The sequence below is a fragment of the Streptomyces sp. NPDC040622 genome, assembly GCF_055593965.1.
Map to the genome: position 1 here is coordinate 157,783 of NZ_JBVIXD010000001.1, position 22,841 is coordinate 180,623.

Annotated in this window: 21 protein-coding genes; 10 read left to right on the plus strand and 11 right to left on the minus strand. The window is 73.0% G+C overall.

Going from position 1 to position 22,841, the window contains the following annotated elements:
- Nucleotides 1–152 precede the first annotated feature (152 nt).
- Nucleotides 153–1,856 (plus strand): AMP-binding protein, encoded by a 1,704-nt coding sequence (locus tag ACZ592_RS00740; protein WP_471579299.1) that lies wholly within the window; start codon nucleotides 153–155, stop codon nucleotides 1,854–1,856.
- Between the two features lie 51 nt (nucleotides 1,857–1,907).
- On the opposite strand, the gene ACZ592_RS00745 is transcribed toward ACZ592_RS00740, so the two are convergent.
- Nucleotides 1,908–4,196: an ATP-binding protein gene (locus ACZ592_RS00745; protein ID WP_471579300.1), complete on the minus strand. Its 2,289-nt coding sequence runs from the start codon at nucleotides 4,194–4,196 to the stop codon at nucleotides 1,908–1,910.
- Nucleotides 4,197–4,578: 382 nt separating this feature from the next.
- On the minus strand, nucleotides 4,579–5,070 hold the full coding sequence (locus ACZ592_RS00750; protein WP_471579301.1) for a nucleotidyltransferase domain-containing protein: 492 nt from the start codon (nucleotides 5,068–5,070) through the stop codon (nucleotides 4,579–4,581).
- A 246-nt stretch (nucleotides 5,071–5,316) separates the two neighbouring features.
- Between ACZ592_RS00750 and ACZ592_RS00755 the strand changes: the two genes are divergently transcribed.
- The gene (locus ACZ592_RS00755) at nucleotides 5,317–6,150 is read left to right on the plus strand and encodes a PIG-L family deacetylase (RefSeq protein WP_471579302.1); all 834 of its coding nucleotides are present in this window, start codon (nucleotides 5,317–5,319) and stop codon (nucleotides 6,148–6,150) included.
- Between the two features lie 34 nt (nucleotides 6,151–6,184).
- Here ACZ592_RS00755 and ACZ592_RS00760 read toward each other — a convergent pair whose 3' ends face one another.
- Together ACZ592_RS00760 and ACZ592_RS00765 are read right to left on the minus strand one after the other, a co-directional pair.
- Nucleotides 6,185–7,066 (minus strand): alpha/beta fold hydrolase, encoded by an 882-nt coding sequence (locus tag ACZ592_RS00760; protein ID WP_471579303.1) that lies wholly within the window; start codon nucleotides 7,064–7,066, stop codon nucleotides 6,185–6,187.
- A 168-nt stretch (nucleotides 7,067–7,234) separates the two neighbouring features.
- Nucleotides 7,235–8,008: a response regulator gene (locus ACZ592_RS00765; protein ID WP_471579304.1), complete on the minus strand. Its 774-nt coding sequence runs from the start codon at nucleotides 8,006–8,008 to the stop codon at nucleotides 7,235–7,237.
- Between the two features lie 107 nt (nucleotides 8,009–8,115).
- On the opposite strand from ACZ592_RS00765, the gene ACZ592_RS00770 reads away from it, so the two are divergent.
- From ACZ592_RS00770 to ACZ592_RS00780, 3 genes are all read left to right on the plus strand, one after another.
- Entirely contained in the window at nucleotides 8,116–9,726 is a 1,611-nt protein-coding gene (locus tag ACZ592_RS00770; protein WP_471579305.1) for a sensor histidine kinase, read from the plus strand.
- Entirely contained in the window at nucleotides 9,723–10,937 is a 1,215-nt protein-coding gene (locus ACZ592_RS00775) for a PP2C family protein-serine/threonine phosphatase (RefSeq protein ID WP_471579306.1), read from the plus strand. The genes ACZ592_RS00770 and ACZ592_RS00775 overlap by 4 nt, the downstream gene beginning before the upstream one ends.
- A gap of 181 nt (nucleotides 10,938–11,118) precedes the next feature.
- Entirely contained in the window at nucleotides 11,119–11,937 is an 819-nt protein-coding gene (locus tag ACZ592_RS00780) for an SDR family oxidoreductase (RefSeq protein WP_471579307.1), read from the plus strand.
- A gap of 25 nt (nucleotides 11,938–11,962) precedes the next feature.
- Here the strand turns inward: ACZ592_RS00780 and ACZ592_RS00785 are convergent, their stop codons facing one another.
- Nucleotides 11,963–13,045, minus strand: a complete 1,083-nt coding sequence (locus ACZ592_RS00785) for a PLL family lectin (RefSeq protein ID WP_471579308.1) — start codon at nucleotides 13,043–13,045, stop codon at nucleotides 11,963–11,965.
- 257 nt (nucleotides 13,046–13,302) lie between these two features.
- Between ACZ592_RS00785 and ACZ592_RS00790 the strand changes: the two genes are divergently transcribed.
- Complete coding sequence (locus tag ACZ592_RS00790) at nucleotides 13,303–13,653, plus strand: STAS domain-containing protein (protein WP_471579309.1); 351 nt, start codon at nucleotides 13,303–13,305, stop codon at nucleotides 13,651–13,653.
- A 20-nt stretch (nucleotides 13,654–13,673) separates the two neighbouring features.
- On the opposite strand, the gene ACZ592_RS00795 is transcribed toward ACZ592_RS00790, so the two are convergent.
- Complete coding sequence (locus tag ACZ592_RS00795) at nucleotides 13,674–13,988, minus strand: DUF3159 domain-containing protein (protein WP_471579310.1); 315 nt, start codon at nucleotides 13,986–13,988, stop codon at nucleotides 13,674–13,676.
- A 331-nt stretch (nucleotides 13,989–14,319) separates the two neighbouring features.
- On the opposite strand from ACZ592_RS00795, the gene ACZ592_RS00800 reads away from it, so the two are divergent.
- Together ACZ592_RS00800 and ACZ592_RS00805 are read left to right on the plus strand one after the other, a co-directional pair.
- Nucleotides 14,320–15,825 carry an FUSC family protein gene (locus ACZ592_RS00800; protein WP_471579311.1) on the plus strand — a complete coding sequence of 502 codons (1,506 nt, stop codon included), beginning with the start codon at nucleotides 14,320–14,322 and terminating at the stop codon, nucleotides 15,823–15,825.
- A gap of 127 nt (nucleotides 15,826–15,952) precedes the next feature.
- Complete coding sequence (locus ACZ592_RS00805) at nucleotides 15,953–16,996, plus strand: lactonase family protein (RefSeq protein WP_471579312.1); 1,044 nt, start codon at nucleotides 15,953–15,955, stop codon at nucleotides 16,994–16,996.
- 85 nt (nucleotides 16,997–17,081) lie between these two features.
- Here ACZ592_RS00805 and ACZ592_RS00810 read toward each other — a convergent pair whose 3' ends face one another.
- Complete coding sequence (locus tag ACZ592_RS00810) at nucleotides 17,082–18,026, minus strand: sirohydrochlorin chelatase (protein WP_471579313.1); 945 nt, start codon at nucleotides 18,024–18,026, stop codon at nucleotides 17,082–17,084.
- Nucleotides 18,027–18,121: 95 nt separating this feature from the next.
- Nucleotides 18,122–19,168, minus strand: coding sequence for an N-acetylglucosamine kinase (locus ACZ592_RS00815; RefSeq protein WP_471579982.1), 1,047 nt, complete (start codon nucleotides 19,166–19,168; stop codon nucleotides 18,122–18,124).
- A 189-nt stretch (nucleotides 19,169–19,357) separates the two neighbouring features.
- Between ACZ592_RS00815 and ACZ592_RS00820 the strand changes: the two genes are divergently transcribed.
- Nucleotides 19,358–20,035, plus strand: coding sequence for a uracil-DNA glycosylase (locus ACZ592_RS00820; protein ID WP_471579314.1), 678 nt, complete (start codon nucleotides 19,358–19,360; stop codon nucleotides 20,033–20,035).
- A 39-nt stretch (nucleotides 20,036–20,074) separates the two neighbouring features.
- Here the strand turns inward: ACZ592_RS00820 and ACZ592_RS00825 are convergent, their stop codons facing one another.
- A complete protein-coding gene (locus tag ACZ592_RS00825; protein WP_471579315.1) occupies nucleotides 20,075–20,929 on the minus strand; it encodes an oligopeptide/dipeptide ABC transporter ATP-binding protein in 855 nt (284 codons plus the stop codon).
- Nucleotides 20,818–21,126 carry a hypothetical protein gene (locus tag ACZ592_RS00830; protein WP_471579316.1) on the minus strand — a complete coding sequence of 103 codons (309 nt, stop codon included), beginning with the start codon at nucleotides 21,124–21,126 and terminating at the stop codon, nucleotides 20,818–20,820. The genes ACZ592_RS00825 and ACZ592_RS00830 overlap by 112 nt, the downstream gene beginning before the upstream one ends.
- Here ACZ592_RS00830 and ACZ592_RS00835 point away from each other — a divergent pair.
- Nucleotides 21,110–22,267 (plus strand): PucR family transcriptional regulator, encoded by a 1,158-nt coding sequence (locus tag ACZ592_RS00835; protein WP_471579317.1) that lies wholly within the window; start codon nucleotides 21,110–21,112, stop codon nucleotides 22,265–22,267. The genes ACZ592_RS00830 and ACZ592_RS00835 overlap by 17 nt on opposite strands.
- A 30-nt stretch (nucleotides 22,268–22,297) precedes the next feature.
- Here the strand turns inward: ACZ592_RS00835 and ACZ592_RS00840 are convergent, their stop codons facing one another.
- A complete protein-coding gene (locus ACZ592_RS00840) occupies nucleotides 22,298–22,834 on the minus strand; it encodes a helix-turn-helix domain-containing protein (RefSeq protein WP_471579983.1) in 537 nt (178 codons plus the stop codon).
- Nucleotides 22,835–22,841: the final 7 nt, after the last annotated feature.

Consider the following 22,841-nt stretch of genomic DNA (forward strand, 5'->3'; position numbering starts at 1 on the left):
TCCCCCCCCTCCCCCTCCCCCCCCCCCCCTCCCCCCCCCCCCCCCCCCCCCTCCCCCCCCTCCCCCCCCCCCCCCCCCACCACCCCCCCCCCCCCCCCCCCCGGGGGGTGGGGGGGACATGCACGGATCCGGCGCGGTGGGCAGGGGAGCGGATGACGGAGAACACCATGGGCGGGTGCGCGGCCGCCCAGCTCCCGGACGGCGCGGACCCGTTCGGCATCGAGGTCCCCGCTGAGGTCGCCGACCGGCACCGTGCCGACGGCTGGTGGCGCGACACGTCCGTGCTGCACGACCTGCTGCGCTTCGCCGCGGCGTGGCCCGACAGCCCGGCGATCGTCGCCCACCGGGTGGCGGACGGCCGGCCGACCGTCCTGCGGTACGGCGAACTCGCCAGTCACGTACGGCGGTTCACGGCGGCCCTGACCGCGCTGGGCGTCCGGCGCGGCGACCGGGTCGCCTTCCAGCTGCCGAACACCTGGGAGGCGGCCGCGCTGACCCTCGCCTGCTGCTGGCGGGGAGCGATCGCCGTGCCGCTCGTGCCGGGGCTGCGGGGCCGGGACGCCGAGCGCGTCCTGGCCGCAGCGCGGGCGCAGGTGTGCGTGGTGCGCGACACCTGGCAGGGGTACGACTGCGCGGGCGCCCTGGGCGAGATCGCGTCCCGGCTGCCCTGGCTGCGGCACCGCGTGGTCCACGGCGACCGGGTACCGCCCGGCGCCATCGACTTCGACGCGTTCTTTCTGCGCACCCCGCACGAGAGGGACACCGCGCTGCCGGACCTGCCGTCGGGCCCCGACCTGGACCGGCTCTGCCTGATGCAGTTCATCACAGGACCCGCGGGCGAACGAAGGGCCGTGCTGCACACGGAGAACACCCTGTACGCGGGCTGCGGCGGTCCCGCCTCCGAGAGCCGGCGCGGCTGGGCCGCACGCGAGGTGTTCAGCACGCCGCACCCCATCGCGAGCGCCGCGGGCATGCGCTACTGCGTATGGGGACCGCTGCTGGCCGGGGGCACGGGTGTCTACCAGGACGTCTGGTCGCCCGACAGCTATCTGCGGCTGCTCTCCGACGCGTCGGTCACCCAGGCCTTCATGACACCGGAGTTCGTACGGCAGCTCGTCAGCGAGCAGCGTCGCAGACCGCGCTCTCTGCCGCTGCTGCGCTTCGTCATGTGCGACGCCCTGTCCGGCTCCGTGGAGCTGCTCAGGGACATCAGGTCCGCGCTGGTCCTGGGCGTGCGTTCGTGCTGGGGCATGGGGGAGTTCGGCCTGGGATTCCGCAACCGGGAGGACGCCCCGCACGGTTGGGAGGCGTTCAGCGACGGAGAGCCGATGCCGGGCCTGGAGGCGGACCTGCGGCCCGGACCCGGCGGCGAAGGGCCGTCCCGGCTCTGGGTGCGCGGCGCCCAGCTCTGCGTCGGCTACGGGCGGGTGGGGGCGGACGAACCCCTGTACTCGACCTGGTCGCGGCACGACGGGTGGCTGGACACGGGCGTGCTCGCGTGCGACGACGGCAAGGGCGGCATCCGTCTCGAACGCGGAGCCGCTCGTCCGGCGGGTACGTCGGTCTCGCTCCCCGCGGCGGAGGTCGAGGAGGAGATCCTGCGGCACCCCGGAGTCCGGGAGGTCGCCGTGGTCCTCCACCGGGACGCGCACGGACAGCAGTCGACCTGTGTCGTGATCGTTCCCAGCGGCGACCGGTGCCCGGCGCTCACCGAGCTCGTCGGCATCCTCGCCGAGCGGGACGTGACGCCGTGGTATCTGCCGACCAGGCTCCTGGAGATCGAGGGGGCCCTGCCGCGCCATCCGGAGGGCGGCCTCGACCACGAGCGGATCCAGGCCCTGGTGGCGGCCGCCTGAGGGAGGGCCGGGCCCCGGCTCTCCGGACTCCCGGCCCTGCGCTCCCGGCCGCTACCGTGCCTGCCGCTGCGCCACCCACTGGGCGATGTGGATGCGGGAGGGCACGTCCAGACGGCGCATGATGTGCCGTACGTGGTTCACCACGGTCCACTCGGACAGGTTGAGCCGGGTGGCGATCTGCCGGTTGGTCAATCCGTCGCTGACGAGCAGGGCCACTTCGTACTGGCGGGCCGAGAGCGACGCGGAGCGGGGCGCCGCGGACGGCGAGGATCCGGTGGACAGCGGGGCGGCCAGCGCCTCCTGGGCCGCGGCCCAGGGAGACAGCGCCCGCCCCTCGCGGCGCACCGCCTCGTACTCCGGGCCCGAGAAGGACCTGCGCAGTTCGCGGGCGGCGGCGAGGGGGACGGCCGTGGCCGGGAGCGGATTGGCTCCGGTCGCCTCCCGCAGGGCGCAAGAGGCGGCGAGGATCCGGGCGACCCGCTGGCCCTGCTCCGGCAGGCGCTGCCACAACAGATAGGCGCGGGCTTCCAGGGCCGGGGGCAGCATGGTGCACTCCCCGACGGCCTGGAGCCGGAGCAGGCCTTCGTGGAGGAGGCTCTCCGCCAGTTCCTGATCGCCCCGGGCGATGCTCAGATCGGCGCGCTGCACCAGGACGAGGCCCTGGCCGCGTACGTCCTGCGCCCGCGCGTACACCGTCTCCGCCGCGTCGAGCAGGTCGCAGGCCAGCTTGGTGTCGCTCTGGCGGGCCTGCGCGGCGAGTGCGAGTGCCGCCTCCGCGACCTCCTCCGGCGCGGGGGAGGTCCGAGCGGCCTTGAGGACGTGCTCCGCGAGGCCGCGGGCGTCGCCGTCCGCCGGATCGGGCCGCACCGCGGCGAGTTGGGCGAGGGTGGTCAGCTCCTGGTGGCGCTGTCCGCACTCCGCGTAGGCGATGGCGGCCCGGCGGAAACAGTCCGCCGCGAGGTGGCTGTCCCCGCCGGCCATGGCCAGCGTGCCGCGCGCCGCCTCGGCCCGTGCGGTGAGTTGCCGCTGCCCGGCGTCGGCGAGGAACACGGCCGAGGCGTCCGCCAGCCGCCGCTCCCCGGCCGCGAGGTGGCCGCGCGTCAACCAGAAGCGGCGCAGCGCCAGCGCGGCCAGGGCCGTGTCGTGCCGGCGCCCCCGCGCGGTGAGATGGGAGAGGGCGGCCTGGACGTTGTCGTGGTCCGTCGCCAGCCGGCCGAGCCATTCGTGCTGGCGCGGCCCGGCCAGGTGCGGTTCCGCCCGCAGCGCCACGGCGAGGAAGTGCTCGGCGTGCTGATCGCGGGCGTGGGCCAGGCCGCCGGCCGCTTCGAGCCGCTCCAGGCTGAACTCCCGGACGATGTTGTACATCGAGCACCGGGTCTCCGTGCCGGAGGTGTGGACGCGCAGCAACTCGTGGGAGACCAGGGCCTCGACGGCCTCCTCGGCCCTGTTGGCCGGCAGGTCCCAGAGCTCCTTGATCGTGGTGAGGCTCATGCTGCCGACGGCCACCGACAGGCGGGTGAGGAGCTCGCGCTGGTGCTCGTCGAGCAGGTGGTAGCTGCGCTCGGAGATCGCGCTGATGGAGCGGTGCCGGGGCGAGCGCGCCGGGTGGCAGCCGCCGAGGACCGGCCGGCCGTCCCGCAGCCGTGTCAGGAGGACGTTGAGGTCGAACAACCGCAGGCGGTTCGCGGCGAGTTCGACGGCGAGGGGGATGCCGTCCAGGCGGGCACAGATCTCGGCGACGGGCCGGGCGTTGTCCGCGGTCAGGGCGAAGGAGGGGAGGATCCGCCTGGCCCGGTCGACGAAGAGTGTCACCGCCGGGTACTCCTGGAGCTCGGACACGTCCTGATGGTAGGGAGGCGACGGCGCGGACAGTGGCTGTACGGGGAACACCTGCTCGCCGTAGACATGCAGCGGCCTGCGGCCGGTGGCCAGGATGCGCAGCAGGGGCTGCTCGTCGAGGAGTGTGTCGACCAGGGCCGACGCGGTGTCCCCCGACAGTTCGAAGCCGTCCAGGACCAGCCAGGACTCGGCCGACAGCGGCGGGATGTCCACCGCCTCGGCCAACGCCCGGGCGCCCTCGATGTCATGGGCGTCCACGTGGTGCGCGACGGACAGCCCGGCGTCGGCCACCGCGGCCTCGGCGAGACGTGTCTTGCCGACGCCGCCTGGCCCGACGAGTGTGATCAACCGGGCTCTGCGCTGCTCCAGTTGGATGGAGAGGTTCAGGAGGTCGATGCCGCGTCCGACCATGGGGGTGCGAGCCGGTGCCTCGGGGCGCGGCGCACGCCCGGAATGCACCTCCGGCGGCTCTCCGCCCCACGCCGCCAACTCTGCCCTCATGGGGAGTTCCTGATGCCGCGTGAGTGATTCTCGGACCTGCCCCGCCGTGCACGGATCATCGCTGATGGCCCCCGTCGATCTTGAGAAGAATCTTGGAGTTCAAAACCGGGCTGCTGGTCTGTTCTTGAGTCTATGGGCTGGCGCGCCGTTTCCGCACGGGCCCTAGTACGGCTCAAGGCGGCCTCTCCCACGTGCCCGCGGGGCCGGGAAGTCTGCATTCCCGAGGAAACGGTGAGGCGCTGGAGAATTGACCATGGGGGTGTCTGATGATTCCTGGTGCGGGGCAAAACGGCCCATGGGTCCGAACGCGCACGGAAGCCGACGCGAAGGCCTTCGCCGAGGAGAAGCGCGCCGAACAGGAGCGTTCGCCGGCCGCCCGTCCTCAGAAATGCGTGGCGATCCCGAAGGCCCGGCGGAGCTGAGCCATGTCGTGCCGATCGCGTTCCGTGGGCTCGTATCCCTGATGGAAGTAGACCTGCTGTTCGGCGGAGAGGCACGGGACGGCCGTTCGGCCGATCGTGCCCGTCACGAAGCACGAGGGCGGATAGCGGAAAGGGTGCCCCGGCCCGGGTGACGCCTGCGCCGCCGAGCCGTCGGCCCCGAAGGCGAGGGGATGAAGGTCGATCTCCCGGCCGTCCCGAGCGGTGACGACAAAACGAATGGGCCGCTCGTTCAGGCTTTCCACGAAGCCCGCCTCGGAGAGAGCCGCCACCACGGCCTTTTCCTGATCCAGCCGATGCATCAGGTCCAGGTCGCGATGGTCTCGTGTCTGCTCGCCGATCAAGGCGTCGATTCCCCAGCCTCCACCGATCCAGACCTCTGCCCCGGCCCTTCGCAGCAGAGCCAGGACGTACCGCACGTCTTCAGCCGTCATCACACGACGCAGGCTAGAAGCGACGGCCCCGGACGGCGAACGAATTCCCGGACCGGCGACTTCGGACCGGCCGCCCGGGAACAGCACGCCCGGTGCGCACGGTTGCACCGACCGGGGACCGGCGCCGCGCGTGCGGGGAACGCGGGGGCCGTAAGGTCGTCCGCCCGGCCGGGAGCCGGGTCCCCGGGATCGCGGTACGCCCGCCGCGCATGTGGATCAAGACGTATTCCTGCAGGAGGACTTTTCATGACCGAACGGCCTTTGACGCTGATGGCAGTGCACGCCCACCCCGACGACGAGGCCACGGGAACCGGCGGGATCCTCGCGCGGTACGCGGCGGAAGGCATCCGCACGGTCCTCGTGACCTGTACCGACGGCGGGTGCGGGGACGGTCCGGGGGGTGTCAAGCCGGGCGAGCCCGGACACGATCCGGCGGCCGTCGCCGCCATGCGCCGTCAGGAGCTCGAGGCGAGCCGTGACGTCCTGAAGATCAGCGATCTGGAGATGCTGGACTACGCCGACTCCGGGATGACGGGCTGGCCGAGCAACGAGGCCCCCGGATCCTTCTGGCAGACCCCCGTGGAGGAAGGCGCCGCCCGGCTCGCGGAGCTCATGCGGCACTACCGGCCCGATGTCGTCGTCACCTACGACGAGAACGGCTTCTACGGCCACCCCGACCACATCCAGGCCCACCGCATCACGATGGCGGCGCTGGAGATGACCGGGCTCACGCCGAAGGTGTACTGGACGACGATGCCCCGCTCCGGGATGCAGCGGTTCGGGGAGATCATGCGCGAGTTCCACCCGGACATGCCGGAGCCGGATCCCGCGGAGGCCGCCGCGATGGCCGAGATCGGCCTCCCTGACGACGAGATCACCACGTGGGTGGACACCACCGCGTTCAGCGGCCAGAAGTTCGACGCGCTGGCCGCGCACGCCAGCCAGGGCGAGAACATCTTCTTCCTCAAGATGGGCAAGGAGCGGTTCGGCGAGCTGATGGGCGTGGAGACGTTCGTACGGGTCAAGGACGGCACCGACGCGGCCGTACCCGAGAACGACCTCTTCGCCGGGCTGCGCTGATCCGCCCGCCCGGGCGACCGGGCAGGCGCCGTCCCTACCCGAGCGCCAGCATCGCCGCCGCGACCTCGCCGACCGCCTCGTCGGGGATCGCGGTGGCGGCCTCGTCGAGGACGAGCAGCCGGGCCCCGGGGATCTCCCGCGCGAGCGCCTCACCGTTGCCGACAGGGAAGAACCGGTCGCGGCGGCCGTGGACGACGAGGGTGGGGACCGTGATCCCGGGCAGGCGCTCGCGCCAGCGGGGCGTGCAGTCGAGCCGGGAGAACACCGTGCCCAGCTGATTGGCCAACTGCACCGGGGGCGCGGTGCCGGGCGTGCGGTCCCAGACGCGCGCGGCCACCGCACGCGCCGCGAGGGGGTCGTCGCCGAGGATCTCCGCGCCCGCGGCGGCGAACTCCGCCACCGCATCGCGGTCGGCCCAGTCGGGCATCGGCCGCGAGAAGAGCCGCTCCATCGTCGCCCGGTCGTGGTCGGGGAGGTCGTCGTCGGGCGGGCCGGGCGCGACCGCGCGGGTGCCGACCAGGGTGAGCGCCGAGAACGCGCCCGGACGGTCGAGCACGGCCACCTGGGCGACCATGCCGCCGACACCGATCCCCGCGAGGTGCGCGGGCCCGCCGCCGAGCGCGTCGACGAGGGCCGCGGCGTCGGCGGCGAGGTCGCGCAGGGTGTAGGCGGGCGCCTGCGGGTCCAGCGTCGTCGACCCTCCGCCGTCGCGCAGGTCGTAGCGCACCACGCGGCGCCCGCCGGCGGCGACGCGTTCGCACAGCGCGTCGGGCCAGGAGAGCATCGTCGTCCCGCCCGCGAGCAGGACGAGCGGCGCGTCGTCGGCACCGAACGACTCGATGCCCAAGGTGATCCCCCGGGGAGGGACGGAGCCGTCGTGGGGAGGGACGGAGATGTCGGCGATGGTTCGAGTCATACCAGGGCAGACCTGACCCCCCGCCCAAACTCATCGCTCCCGCGGGCGCCCCTCCTCCCTGGTCACCGGGTGCGGGAACCCATTGGGGAGGTCGTCCGCCAGTCCCTGGAGCGACCCGAGACGTTCGCGCTCCTCTACGACCGTTACGCGCCGGACATCCACATCGGCTCAGGGGCGAGGCCGGGCGGCGGTGTCGAGATAGAAGGCGTCGATGCTCTGCACGGCCTTCTCGAACTCGTCGAGATTCACCGGCTTGGTCACGTACGCGTTGGCATGGCTGCTGTAGGCGCCGGTGACGTCGTCCGGGGCGGTGGAGGTGGTGAGGACGACCACCGGGATCGTGTGGAGGTCCTCGTCGTTCTTGAGGACCTTGAGCAGGTCGCGGCCGTTCATGCGGGGCATGTTGAGGTCCAGGACGATCAGGTCGGGCCGAGGGGCGCCCGGGGTGCGCAGGTGCTCCAGCGCGGCGACTCCATCGGTGACCTGCACCAGATTGCGGGCGCCGCGCTCGGAGAGGGCCTCCTCGATCAGCATGGCGTCGGCAATGTCGTCCTCGACCAGCAGGACGTCAAAGGGGCGGGCGGGGGTCGTCATCATCGGACGCTCCGTGGGTTTTTCGTCTGAGTGGTCGAAGAGGCCCGGCCAGCGGCGCCGGGCGCCCTGCCGGGTCATGCCGCAGGCGGCACCGAGCTGCGGGTAGCCGGCGCCCGCACGGGAGGCGGCCGCCGCGACGTCCTGCTGGAGCCGTTCCGTGGCGTGCTGGAGTTGGTCGAGCAGGTGGAGCAGGGCCAAGGCGGGTGCGGGGTCGTCGACTGCCGCAGGCAGCGCCGGGGCCTGCAGCAGACGCCGGGCCAGACGCTGTGCGACGTTGGCGACCGCCGCGTCCGCGATGGCAGCCGTCTCCTGCGGACCGGCCCGCAGATGGAAGTTCTTGCCTGGCATGACCGGAACTCTAGGCCCCCGCATGGGTGGTGACAACAACAGTTGTCGCCGCTATAGGCTGTGCGCGCCGCGCCTTCCGAGCGGCCACACAGCTGGGGGCATTGACGATGAGCGGCGAGGGGCAGTACCGGCGCGGGCGAGGGCTCGCCGCATGGACGGCCCGGCGCTGGCTGCGCGTGGGCGCGGCCGTGTCCCTGACCGTGCTGGCCCTGCTCGGCGCGACCGGGGCATGGGTCCTTGGCCGTACCGCGACGCTCAGCGAGGATCTCGTGGACGTACGGTCGCCCGCGCTGACCACCGCGATCCGCCTGGAGGCGGCCGTCCTCAACCAGGAGACCGGGATCCGCGGCTACGGCCTCACCGGCACCCGCAGCTTCATCACCCCCTACCGGCAGGGACTGGCCGGCCAGCGGACGAACACCGCACGCCTGACCGAACTGTTGCACGACGACCGGGCCCGCCTGGACGATCTGGAGGCCGTGCGGGAGCCGCTGACCCGGTGGCAGCAGCGGATCGCCCGGCCGATCGCCGCCGCGCCGCCCGGCGCCCCCGTGCCGCTGGCCGCCGAGCGGGCGGCGGAGGGCAAGAAGTCCTTCGACCGGGTCCGTGCCGCACTGGCCGACCAGCAGGAACGGCTGCGTCAGGACCGTGTGCGGTCCAGGGACGACCTGATGACCACCATGACCGTACGGAACTGGGTGTTCGGCGCCATCGGGATCCTGATCCTCATCCTGACGGCCATCATCTTCGAGGGCCTGCGCCGGGGCATCACCCGGCCCCTGGAAGCCCTCGGCGCGGACGCCCGCACCATCGCCGGCGGTGACTTCGATCACCCCATCGAGCCCACGGGACCCGCCGACCTGCGCCGCCTCAGCGCCGAGATCGACTTCATGCGACGGCGTCTCGTACGCGAACTGGCCTTCGCCGAAGATGCCCGGTTGCGCCTGGACGTACAGACCGCCGACCTGCAGCGCTCCAACGCCGAGCTGGAGCAGTTCGCCTACGTGGCCTCGCACGACCTGCAGGAGCCGCTGCGCAAGATCTCCAGCTTCACCCAGCTCCTCCAGCGCCGCTACGGCGGACAGCTGGACGAACGCGCCGACCAGTACATCGAGTTCGCGGTCGACGGGGCGAACCGCATGCAGACGCTCATCAACGACCTCCTCGACTTCTCCCGCGTCGGACGGCTGCACAACACCCACCAGAGCGTCGACCTCGACACCGTGCTGAAGCGGACCCTGTCCGCGCTGAGCGTCGGGATCGAGGAGTCCGGCGCGACGGTCACCCATGATCCGCTGCCCACCCTGATCGCCGACCCCACCCAGATGGGCATGCTCTGGCAGAACCTCATCGGCAACGCCGTGAAGTTCCGCCGCCCCGGCGTCGCGCCCGTGATCCACATCACGGCCCGGCAGGACGACGGCCTGTGGGCCTTCACGATCACCGACAACGGCATCGGCATCGAAGAGGAGTACGCCGAGAAGGTCTTCGTCATCTTCCAGCGCCTGCACACCAAGGACACCTACTCCGGCAGCGGCATCGGCCTGGCGATGTGCAAGAAGATCGTCGAATTCCACGGGGGCACCATCGCTGTCGACCCCGACCACCGGGACGGCACGCGCATCGCCTTCACGCTGGCCCCCGAGCCGCCGGAGACCCCCGACCCCTCCGTCCTGCCGGAGGCCACCCGAGCCGGAGCGGAGCTGACGTCCCCGTGACCACCACCACGTCCGCCGCCCGCGACACGGCGACCGGCGAACCGCTGTACCGCATCCTGCTCATCGAGGACGACCGGGGCGATGCCCTGCTCGTCGACGAGCTCCTCCAGGACACCGGCCTGCGCTTCGAGCTGACCACCCGCGCCACGCTGGGCGAGGCCCGCACCGACCTCACCGGTGGCGAGACCGACTGCGTGCTCCTGGATCTGCACCTGCCCGACGTGTCCGGGATAGACGCGGTCACCGCCGTCCGCGCCATGGCCCCGCACACCGCGGTCATCGTCCTGACCGGCCTGTCCGAGGCGCAGGCGGGCACCGACGCCATGGCAGCCGGCGCCCAGGACTACCTCGTCAAGGGCAAGGTCGAGGCCGAACTGCTGAACCGCACGGTCCGTTACGCCGTCTACCGCAGCCAGACCGAACGCGCCAGCGCCCAGGCCCAGGCCACCCGCCTGCGTGCCGAGGAGAACGCCCGCCTCGAGCGCGGCCTGCTGCCCCAGCCCATCCTCGGCACCTCCACGGTGCGCGTCACCTCCCGGTACCTGCCCGGCGCCGCGATGGCCCTGCTCGGCGGGGACTTCCTCGACGTCGTGGAGGGGGACGACGGTCTGCTGCACGCCGTCGTCGGCGACGTCAGCGGGCACGGTCCCGACGCGGCCGCACTGGGCGTGTGCCTGCGGATCGCCTGGCGTTCGCTCGTGCTCGGCGGTCACCGCGGCGAGGGCCTGTTGCATCTGATGGAACGCATCCTGATCGCCGAGCGGGGCAGCCACCCGCTCTTCGCCACCTGCACCCTCCTCACCCTCGACCAGGCGGCCGCCACCGCCACCCTCCACCTGGCCGGCCACCACGAACCCCTCATCACCACCGCCGAGGGAACCCACGAAGCCGCCGCCGCCCACGGCATCGCCCTCGGCATCGCGCCCGCCCTGCGCAGCTGGCCCGCCACCGTCATCCCGCTCCAGAGGACCGGAGCCCTGACGCTCTACACGGACGGCCTCACCGAAGGCCACAGTGGAACGACGGGTCAACGACTGGGCGTCGAAGGGCTCCTCGCCCTCATGGACCAGCTGCCGCGCACCGACCCGGCCGCGCACGTCGATCTCCTCATCAAGGAGACACACGCCCTGAACGCCGGCCGCCACTCCGACGACCTCGCGGTACTCCGCCTCGACTGGGACCAGTCACCCGCCGACGGACCGCACGGCTGACCTGGGCGGGGCCGTCCCCGGCCCCAGTCGTCGAGGTCGCGGACCAGCGAACCCGCAGTACCACCTCGACGAGCACGAGGACGCCCGCTTCCACCCCTACCCCTACGAGGTCCCTGCTCAGCCCGATGCCGACATGTACGCGATTGACGGCCGCGGTACCGCTCGTGAAGCATTCCGGATCGTGACGACGAACAGCGATCATGACCGGCTCGCTCACGGGCGGCCCGCTCACGGACAGGACGGCCCGGCCGGCCGGCCGCTCGCCCTGGTCACCGGGGTGGGCCGCACCGTCGGCATCGGGGCGGGCATCGCCCGGCGGCTTGCCGCGTCGGGCTGGGACATCGCCTTCACCTACTGGACCCCCTACGACGACCGCATGAGCTGGGGACGTGAGCCCGGCGCGGCCGAGGCGATCAGCCGGGCCCTGGCCGAACAGGGCGCCCGCACCACCGCGATCGAGGCGGACCTCGCCGACCCGGAGACGCCGGCACGCGTCTTCGACGAGGTCGAAGAACGGATGGGCGGCGTCACCGCACTGGTGATGAGCCACTGCGAGTCCGTCGACTCAGGGCTGCTGGACACCACCGTCGAGAGCTTCGACCGGCACTTCGCCGTCAACACGCGCGCCACCTGGCTGCTCATCCGCGAGTTCGGACGCCGCTTCGCCGCGGAACGGGGTACCGGCCGGATCATCAGCCTCACCAGCGATCACACCGTGGGCAACCTGCCCTACGGAGCGAGCAAGGGAGCCCTGGACCGCATCACCCTGGCCGCCGCCCACGAACTCGGTCACCTCGGCGTCACCGCCAACGCGGTCAATCCCGGTCCGGTCGACACCGGTTGGATGCCCGAAGACGTCCGCGAGGACTGCATCCGCGGCGCCCCCCTCGGCCGGCTCGGCACTCCGCAGGACACCGCGCACCTCGTCGACTTCCTGTGCTCGAGGCAAGGCCAGTGGATCAACGGCCAACTGCTGATGAGCAACGGCGGCCTCGCGTAGGAACGGAGGAACCGGCCGCGTCGCGTCAGCCCGCCTCGCTCCCGGTCTCGTACCAGTAGGCGCCCTGCACGGACCCCGGGCCCTTCGGCGCGCCTTCGCCGCCGATCCACCAGGTCTCCAGACTGCCGGGAATCCGCGACACCGCGGCCACCCCGCCGAACGCGGCACCGCTGCCGAACGAGGAGTGCTGGTACGCGGTCCACTTTCCGCCCTCGTACCAGTGCGCGCCCCGCACCTCGCGCTGGGGCCCGACCCACCAGATCTCCATGCTGCCCGGGGTCCTGGACACCGCGGCGATCCCGCTGCCCTGGGACGCGCCGGCGTTCGGCGCGATGCGATAGCGGGACCACTGGCCGCCCTCGTACCAGTACGCGCCGTCCACCGACGCGACGGCGCCCCCGGTGTCACCGATCCACCAGACCTCCAGAGTGCCGGACGCGCGGGAGACCGCGGCCATGCCGCCATTGACCGAGGCACTGCGGTCCGGGGCGATCCGGTAGCGGGACCACGGGCCGCCCTCGTACCAATGGGCGCCCTCGACCGACCCGTTGGCGCCGATCCACCACAGCTCGATGCTGCCGGGGACCCGCGACGCCGCGGCCACGCCACCCCGTACCGCGGCACTGCCGGCCGGCGCGATCTGATAGCGCGTCCACCTGCCGCCCTCGTACCAATGTGCGCCCTCCACGGAGCCGTTGGCGCCGACCCACCACAGTTCCAGGTGACCGGCGATCCGTGAGACGGCGGCGAGGTTGCCTTCGCTGTTCGCGCTGCCGTCGGGCGCGATCCGGTAGCGGGACCACGGGCCGCCCTCGTACCAATGGGCGCCCTCGACCGACCCGTTGGCGCCGATCCACCACAGCTCGATGCTGCCGGGAATCCGCGACACGACGGCCATGCCGCCGCTCACGGAGGCGCTGCCTGCGGGTGCGATCTGTTGCCGCTTCCACGGGCCGCCCTCGTACCAATAGGCGCCTTCGACCGACTGATTGATGCCGGTCCACCAGATTTCCATGCTGGTGGAGATCCGCGACACCGCGGTGATGCCGCGGGTGTCGGTGGCGCTGCGTTCCGGCGCAATGCTGTACTCATGCCATGAAGCGCACATCCAGGGCCCCCTTCCGCTTCCGCGTCGGAAGGTAGCAACGGGACAGCGGGAGAGGACCGGCGCGCGATCGTGCGCCGGAGGCGCGGTCGTCCGCCCGGCGTGCACGGTCCGGGGCGTATCGCGGGGACCGGGTCGCTGCGCCGCCTGTCTACGCGCCGGAATGCGTCACGCGTGCGTCGCCCACTCCGGCCGGAGAGGCGAAGGCGGAGCACCGATACTTGAGTTGGTGCACAGACCGCGTACAGAAGGAGCTTGCGGTGCCGGATCGCGTGGGTCGCCCTGCGGCGAAGGTGGAGCAGTACGCGCTGGGCGGCTGCTGGGTCGTCGTCGCGCACGGCGAGCTCGACATCGAGTCACTTCCGCCGCTGCGCCATGCCCTGGAGAAGGCGGCGCTGGCACAGCCGGTCGTCGTGCTGGACCTGGCGGGCGTACCGTTCGCCGACTCCAGCGCGTTGAACCTTCTCTTGATCACCCAAAGCGCCACCACCTTGCGCGTCGCCGCGCCGCAGTCGCAGGTGACGCGCCTTCTGCGGACCACAGGCGCCGACCACATCCTGCGGATCTACCCCTCGGTCGCCGATGCCTGCTCGGCGGCGACGCCGCGCTGAACGGGCCGGGACGGCGCGTCTCAGGCGGCGGGGGCGGGCATCGCCCTGCGGGCGAAGGCGACGGTGGCCGCCACGATCGCGGCGAGGACGGGGCCGGTGGCGATGTGCACGATGCCGAGGACGACGGGTTCATCGCCGCGGTAGTAGATGACCTGCAGTGCGGCGTTGACGGTGTTGACGGTGTTGACGGCCACGCAGACCCAGGTCGAGACGGTGTAGACGCGCCGCAGTGGCACGAGCAGGCGCCAGTCGGCCGGACCGGCGTTGACCTTGTTCAGGAGCACGCCTGTCAGGGGCCGTCCGATCGCGATGCTGACGAGGCAGACGGCGAGCACGATGAAGGGCCTCCCGCCGCGCCCTGACGTCCTGCCGCGCCCCGGCTCGGGGTGCCGGGGGCGGTGCTCGCGTCGAGGGTCCTCGCGTCGAGGGTCTTCGGGGCTCTGGTGGAGGCAGGGGGCGAGCCGGTGCTGGCGGCCGCTGAGCCGTTGGTCTCTCTGTGGTCCGCCTTTGAGCGGTACGGGTGGACCATTGGGTCAGTGAGGTGGGGGTCGGTTGAGCCAGGGGGCTGCTTGATGGTCTTATGGGGGTGTCGATGGCGCCGCGGATCTCCGTGGCGCCTTCTTCATGTGGGCTGGTCGGGATGGATGCGGAAGGGGCGGGGAAGCCGTGCTGAAGAAGGTGTTCGTGGCGCCGGATCCGGGGCGGGCGCGGTTGAGGTTCGCGTCGCGGGCCGTCCTCGGCATCTCGTCGGCGGTCGCCGTGTGCGGGCTTGCCGGACATTCGCTGGTCGCGGCGATCACCGGAGGGCTCGCCGCACTGCTGGCCCTGTTCACCGTGGGGGACGCGACCGTGCGGGGGCAGGCGGTCACCACCGCGCTGCTGCCGGTCGTGGGTTTCCCCGTACTCGCGCTCGCGGCGGCGCTGCACGACGTGCCCGTGGCACGGGACGTCGCCTTCCTCGTCGTGATGGGCATCGGCGTGTACGCGCGGCGGTGGGGGCCGCGCGGGCACTCGCTCGGGGTCTTCGCTTTCATGATGTTCTTCGCCACGCAGTTCCTGCACACGACGCTCTCCCAGCTCCCGGAGCTGTACGCGGCGGTGCTGATCTCGCTGTGCGCCGCGTCCGCCGTGCGGTTCGGGGCATGGTGCTACGAGCGCCGGCTGCCGCCCGCCGCCGTGGCCGTGCCGCCGGCCGGCCGGGGCCTGGCCCGTACGACCACGCGCCAGGCCGTCCAGGCCGTCGCGGGCGGCGCCTTCGCGCTCGCCGTGGGGCAGGTGCTGTCCGGCGAGCGGTGGTACTGGGCCGTGGGCGCCACCTGGTGGGTGTTCGTGAACACCGCGTCCAGCGGGGAGACCCTCGTGCGGAGCTTCCGGCGGGTGCTCGGGACCGTCATCGGCATCGGCGTCGGCTTCGTCGTCGCGGTGCCGTTGAACGGCGCGCCCGTCCCCTCCGCGATCGTCGTGGCCGTCGGCGTCTTCGGGATCTTCTACACCGCCGCCGTGTCCTACACGTGGATGATGCTCGCCGTCACCGTCATGGCCGGAGTGCTCTACGGACTGCTCGGGGTGCTGAACCCGGAGCTGCTCGCACTGCGCGTCGCCGAGACCGGCGCCGGTGCGCTCGGCGCCGTACTCGCCGTGCTCCTCGTACTGCCCGTGACCACGCACGCCACCACGAACTCCTGGATCCAGCGCGCCCTGCGGTGCGTGCACGCCTGCACCGCGGAGGCCGCCGCACGGCTCGCCGGGGCCGAGGGCTCCGACCCCGCGCACCGGGTGGCCGAGCTGGAGCAGCTCCTCGGGAAGGTGCGGCTCTCGCTCGCCCCGCTGGTGCATCCGTTCAGCCCGCTGCGGGCCCGCAAGGAACGCGCCCGTCAGGTGCTCGCCCTGCTGGACGACTGTGCCCGTGAGGTGCGCGGGCTGGCCTCGATCGCCGCGGACCCGGAGGCCTCGCACGACGACCGGCTCGCCGCGGCCTGCTGGCGCGTGGAAGCCGCCGTGGAGGCGCTCACCGCGCCGCAGGCGGAGCGCGGACCGGCCACAGGCGCCGTCGCCGACCCGCACCCCGCGGGCATCGGGCCGGCCCTCGCCCATCTGCACGGCGTGGAGAAGGCGCTCGCCGAGCTGGCCGTCCCCCTGAGCGTGTCCACGCGGACCCCGGTGGGTGCCTGACCCGGGCCCGCGGCCGGAAACCGTGACCCCGTGACCTCCGGTCGCGAGCTGGTCCAGACCAGCTGCTAGCGTCGCCCGCACACGAGCGGCGCCGGGCAGGGGCGCCCCGGTCGAGAGGGGACAGCCAGTGGTCGTCGGCAGGCGCGCGGGACGGGCGTACATCGGATCCTTCACCGCGGCCGGAGGGCTCGGCGTGCTCACCGCGGCCGTCGGCCCGGACACCGGCGCGCTCACCGTCCTCGGCTCCACGGACGCCGTCCCCGACCCGTCCTACCTGGCACTCTCGCCCGACGGGGGCACGCTCTACGCGGTCAGCGAGACGTCTGACGGGGCGCTCGCCGCGTTCCGGACCGCCGGCGACGAGCCCGAGCTCGCGGGGCCCGCCGTCCCGGTCGGCTCGGCACCCACGCATCTCGCCCTGCACGCCGGTCACGTCCTTGCCGCGAACTACGGCTCGGGCAGCGTCACCGCCGTGCCGCTGCGCGCCGACGGCACCCTCGGCCCCGCGCCGTCCGGCGAGCTCCGGCACACCGGCTCGGGCCCGCACCCGCAGCGCCAGCAAGGCCCGCACGCCCACCAGGTCCTCGCGGAACCGAGCGGCCGCTGGGTGGTCAGCGTCGACCTCGGCACCGACTCGGTACGCGTCTGCGCGCTCTCCGGCGACGGCGAGCCGACCCTCCACCGCGAGATCGCGCTGCGCCCGGGTTCCGGCCCGCGGCACCTCGCCTTCCACCCGAGCGGCGATCGCGCGTACGTCCTCAACGAGCTGGCCCCCACCCTCACCGTCTGCGCGTGGGACGCGGCGGACGGCGTCCTCGAGCCGCTGGCGGAGGTGCCGGTCCTGGCGGAGGTCCCGGACGGTGACGCGTACCCCTCGGCGGTCGTCGTCGCACCCGACGGACGGTTCCTGTGGACCGCCACGCGCGGCACGGACGTCATCTCGGTCATCGCGCTCGACGGGGCGGGCGGCGCGCCCCGGCTGACGGCGACCGTGCCGACCGGCGGTCACTGGCCGCGCGACCTGGCCGTCGACCCGTCCGGGCGGCACCTGTACGCGGCCAACGAGCGGTCCGGGGACGTCACCTGGTTCACGGTCGACCAGGAGACGGGCATCCCGAGCCGCGCGGGCTCGATCGAGGCGCCCGCGGCTTCTTGCGTGATCTTCGACTGAGCCTTCCGCCTCCGCCCGTACGCCGATGGGCCCGCCCCCACATCGGGGCGGGCCCATCGGCGTACAGAGGTGACCGAGAGTGCCTTCAGTGCACCGGCGCGCCCGAGGGTTGCTGCGGCGTGATGCCGAGCGACGTCGTGTACTTCGCGAGCGCCAGCTTGCCGATCGCCGGGTAGGGGCCGAGCGGCTCGGCGACGGAGCAGTTCGCCTCCTTCGCGGCGGCGTCGAGCAGACCGGAGTCGAGCTCGGGGCCGATCAGGTACGGCGCGAGCGCCAGCTGGTCCGAGCCCGAACCGCGCAGCTGCTCGGCGGTCGCCGCGATGGCGCCCTCCTGGTCGAGCGCGGCGGCCATCACCGGCACCGCGAGGCGCGCGGCGAGCAGCATGCCGGTGATCCCGGCGGCCTGCACGGCCTCCTCGCCGCCGACCGTGGCGAGCACGATGCCGTCCGCGGCCGTCGCCACGGTGAACAGGCGGGCGCGGTCGGCGCGGGCGAGCCCGGCCTCCGACAGGCGCACGTGCAGCGCCTCGGCGAGCAGCGGGTGGGGGCCGAGCACATCGGTCAGCTCGGCGGGGGCACGGCTGTCCATGACGGCCTGCCGGATGTGGCGCATCATCGCGCTGTCGGGGCCCGCGAGCAGCGGCACGACGACGGCCACGGGGCCGTCGGGCTCGGCCACGTCGGCGCCGGCCGCGCGGGCCCGCTCGACACGGGCGGTGCGCTCGGCGGCCGCGTGCGCGAGCACGGACCGCAGCGAGGGGAACTCGGGGAAGGACGCGACGGTGGCGTCCTCCTCACCGTCGACGTAACCGATTCTGGCGTCGAGGCCGGGCAGCTCGGAGCGGGCGATGCTCACGACTTCCTCGGCGAGGCTGCGCGTGGTGGTGCTGGGGGCGCCCGGCACGGCGAGAACGAGTGCGGGCGCGCCCTCAGGAGCCGCGACGGGCTCCGGACGGCGGTGCCGGCCCGGCTGACGGGGGCGCGGCATTCGTACAGGCAGGCCGGATGCGGGCCCAGTGGGGGAGCTCATGCGCCCGCATGCTACTGGCTTGCGGGCCGTCCCTGTTCGGGGAGGGTGCAGGTGGGCGGTATAAGTCCGTTTTTGTCTGATGAATTACGCAGAGGTCAACTGTCGCCTTCTCTGTGGACGGAGAGCATGCGCGCGTCGTACGGCAGCCGCAGCCGGTCCGTGGCGATATCGACCGCTATGCGCAGCGCGCCGTCCAGCGGGTCGCCTGCCGCGGCGACCCGTCGCGCGTGCGGCAGTTGGCCGGCCAGTTCTTCGGACAGGGGTACGAGCAGCGGGTCGCCCAGTTTGAACAGGCCGCCGGTGAGCGCGACTTCGGCCCCCTCGTCGGCCGGGCAGACGGCCGCCGCGGACTCGGCGATCTGGCGGGCCGCGTCTCGCACGATGCGGTCGGCCACGGGGTCGTCGCCCGCGCACCCAGCCACCTCGGGCGCGAAGGACGCGAGGACCGCGGGCCGGTCGGTACGGGGGTAGAGCTGCCCGGGCAGGCCCGTCAGCGGGCCGAACATCTTCTCCGCGCGCACGAGCAGCGCCTTCGAACCGCCGCGCCTGCCGTCGTGCGCGCGCATCGCCGCATCGAGCCCCGCCCGGCCGATCCAGGCACCGCCGCCGCAGTCGCCGAGCAGGTGACCCCAGCCGTCGGCGCGGTGCCACGCGGTCAGGTCCGTGCCGATCGCGATCATGCCGGTGCCCGCGGCGACGACCGCGCCAGGCCGGTCGCCGAGCGCCCCCGCGTACGCGGTGACGGCGTCCGCGGCGAGCGCGGTGCGGCGTACACCCAGAGCCTGTTCGAGCGCGGACGGCAGCGTGGCACGCAGGTCGTCGCCCAGCGTCGCGAGGCCCGCGGCGCCGATGGCGACGGCCGTGATCCGTCCGCCGCCCGCCCGCTCCAGGAGACCCCGCGCCATGGGCAGGAGCTGTTCGAGGAAGTGCCCGGCGTCGATGCCCCGCGCGCCGGTGCGCACCGGCTCCGAGGAGCGCGCCGGGTCGGTGCGGGCCATGCCGTCGGGGCCGTCGGTACCGTCGGGGCCGTCGGGACCGCCGCGGCCGTCGGTACCGGCGAGAGCGGCGCGCAGTCCGGAGCCGCCCGAGTCGACGCCGAGCACGAACTCCCGCCGTCGTCGGCCGGGACCCGGGCCCGTCACGGCGGCCGCCGGTCCACCGATGGCTTGATCACTGGGCACCTGGGCTCCTCACCTTCCCGACGTGCGGCCCGACGTCCGGCCAGACGTCCGGCCTTGATGAGGAGGAAGCGTAGCGCCGGTCAGGGCCCCCACGCAGGAGGCTCATGTGCTTGTACGTACTGTCGGTGTGGGCTACTAGAGTGAGTCGGTATGGCACCGCGACCGTTGCACGAACTTGTTGAAGCCGGCTGGGCGAAGGCTCTGGAGCCGGTGGCCGATCGCATCGCGGGCATGGGGGACTTCCTCCGTGCCGAGGTGGCGGCCGGCCGGACGTATCTGCCGGCCGGGGCGCATGTCCTGCGGGCCTTCCAGCAGCCTTTCGACGACGTACGCGTGCTGATCGTCGGTCAGGATCCCTACCCGACGCCGGGGATGGCGATCGGCCTGAGTTTCGCGGTGGCGCCCGACGTGCGGTCGCTGCCGGGCAGCCTGGAGAACATCTACCGAGAGATGAACGCGGACCTCGGTCTGCCACGGCCCTCCAACGGTGACCTGACGCCGTGGACGCGGCAGGGCGTCCTGTTGCTCAACAGGGCGCTCACCACGGCCCCGCGCAAGCCCGGCGCACATCGCGGCAAGGGCTGGGAGGAAGTCACCGAGCAGGCCATCCGCGCGCTGGTCGCGCGGGGGCGCCCGCTGGTGTCCGTGCTGTGGGGCCGAGACGCCCGCAATCTGCGGCCGCTGCTCGGTGAACTGCCGGCGGTGGAGTCCTCGCACCCCTCGCCGATGTCGGCGGACCGCGGGTTCTTCGGCTCGCGGCCGTTCAGCAAGGTCAACGAGCTGCTGGCACGGCAGGGCGCCGAGCCGGTCGACTGGCGACTGCCGTAGGCCGAACCCTCCGGGCCGCCGGTTCTCCCCGCCCCACGGTCAGGAAGGCGCGTGGAGCCGGCACGCGGTCGGGCCGAAGTCGGGTTCCTTCACGCGGCAGATGCCCATCGTGTGCGGGCGGCGGGGGTGGAAGCGGCAGCCCGGTGGCGGGTCGGCGGGGTCGGGGACGTCCCCGGCGAGTTCGGCGGGCAGGGTGCCGAGGCCGTCGGGGCGCGGGGCGGCCCGCAAGAGGGCCTGGGTGCAGGGGTGTCGGGGGGAGTCCCAGACGGTGGCGGTCTCGCCGGCCTCCACGATCCTGCCGAGGTACATGACCGCGATCCGGTCGGCGATCAGCCGGACCACGGACAGGTCGTGGCTGATGAACGGCAGCCCGGCGCCCGCGTCCACGGCGAGGTCGCGCAGGAGCGTGGCGACCTGGGACTGGGCGGAGGCGTCCAGGGCGGAGACGGGTTCGTCGCCGATCGCGGTGGCCGCCTTGCCGCCCATGACCTCCAGCTCCTTGTCCGCGCCCCCCTTCCAGCCGAGGCGCAGGCCCACCGGCCTGCCGGGCAGGAACACCAGGTAGCCGCTGGGGTCCGGGTGGTCGGGACCCCAGTACCAGAGGCCCATCTCGTCTTTCCCGTCGCGGTAGTTGTCCGCCGCGGTGGTCAGCGGGGTGGGCTTGAGATCGACGGTGATGCCGACCTCCTTGAGGTTGGCCTGGACGCGCTCGGCCAGTGGCTGGAGGGTGAGGCCGTTGACGGTGAGTTCGCTCGGATACTCCAGCTCGACCGACGGGTCGGTCAGTCCGCTCGCCGCGAGCGCCGCCTTGGCTCCCGCGATGTCCCGCTCGGGCGCCTGCTCCGGCGGGAGTGCGCCGAGCAGCGGCGACGGGATGATGCCGGGCGCCTGCACCGACCCCTTGCCGGCCAGTTCGAGGAGGCCGGCAGCCCGCCCGGCATGTTCCCGGCCTGGTCACCGGAGAGGTTGAGGGCGATCTGGCTGTCGCCGCGCAGCACGTTGAGCTTCCGGGCCGGCGCTTCGACGTTGCGGATGACGACCTTGTCGTACGCGGGTCTGGTGCCGTAGTACTTCTTGTTCGCGCGCAGCACGACCTGGTTGCTGACGTTGAAGGACTCGATGACGTACGCGGTCGAGGACCGAGACGGGAGGGTGCTGGCCTTCTCCAGCCGCCAGGACGAGGGCGACGACGCCAGGATCGCGACGATCCTCGATCGCCAGGTACCGGCCGAGAAGCTGCGGGTCCTGGAGGAGCGCGGCGCGTTCCGCGCGCTCTACCGCAACGACGAGCCGCTGTATCTGGAAGGGATCTCGGCGAAGCCGCGGGTCGCCATCGCGGTCCGCGCGGGCGGCGAGATCCTCGGGTCCATCTGGGTCGTGGCCAAAGGCCCGTTGAGCGAGGACGGCGAGCGGGCGCTGAGCGACGCGGCCAAGGTCGCCGCGCTGCATCTGCTGCGCCGCAGGGCGGGCGAGGACGTGGGGCACCGGCTCCGCGCCGACCTGCTGGCCACCCTCCTGGAGGGCGGCGAGGGCGCTCCTGGCGCCGCCGCCAGGCTCGGCCTCTCCGCCCAGCCCGCATGCGTCCTGGCCCTCGCGGCGACCGACGCCTCACCCGTCGCCGACCGGGTCGTGGCCACCGACCGGATCGCCGGCGCGCTCGCCCTGCACCTGAACGCGATCCACCCGAGGACGGCGACGGCCACGCTCGGCGGTGTCACCTACGCCGTGCTGCCCACCGCGTCGGACGAGGCGGCCCGGCGGGTCGCCGAGTCCTTCCTGGAACGCATCGGCGACCGGGCGTCCGCCGTGATCGGGGTCGGCGGTGTCGCGGCCAGGCCCGAGGACCTGCGCCGCTCACGTGCCGATGCCGACCGGGCGCTGCGGGTCCTGCGCGAGTGGCGGCCCGGCCTCAGGACCGCCCGCCTCGCCGCCGTCTACGTGGACGCCCTGCTCCTCGAACTCGCCGACCGGATCGCCGCCGACGGCGCCCCGCCGGACGGACCGCTCGTCCGGCTGCGCGCCTACGACGCCGAACACGGCACGAAGCTGACCGCGACCCTGGCCGCCTGGCTCGACGCGTTCGGCGACGTCATCTCCGCCTCGGCCACCATGCACGTCCACCCCAACACGTTCCGCTACCGCCTCAAGCGCCTCGCCAAGGTCTCCGGACTCGATCTCACCACCCCCGAAGCCCGTTTCGAAGCGATGCTCCACCTGCGGCTCGATCCCTAGGGTGTGCCAAGCCCAGGAAGGTTGCCGGGCTCAGGTGCGGAGGTGGCTGTGTTCGCCGTTGTGGTCGAGGACGCACAGGATCTCGGCGGGGCCCCGGTCGCTGCGCAGGGCGTGCGGGGTCATCGTGGTGAACGAGGCGGCCTGCCCCGCCTCGACGCGGATGACGCGGTCGCCGAGGTAGAGGACGACGGTGCCGGACAGGACGGTGAACCAGTCCCTGCCGGGGTGGACGCCGAAGTCGTCGGCGCGGACGTCGCCCGCCTGGTCGGTGATGCGCATCTTGGCGACGGTCAGAGCCTGAGGACCGTCGCCGTTGGTGAGGAGCCAGGTGGTCAGGCCGCGGGACTCGTCGCGGTCGGGGCGGATGACGACGTCGGAGTCGTCGGGGGACTCGACGAGCACGTCGAGGGACTTTCCCAGCGCCCCGGAGATCGAGGTGAGCTGGTCGAGGCTGATGCGGCGGTGTCCGGTCTCGATGCGGCTGAGCTGGGAAGGGCTGATGCCCGCGCGTTCGGCGAGGTTGTCCAGCGACCAGCCGCGCGCCTTGCGCAGGGCCCTGATCCGCATCCTGACG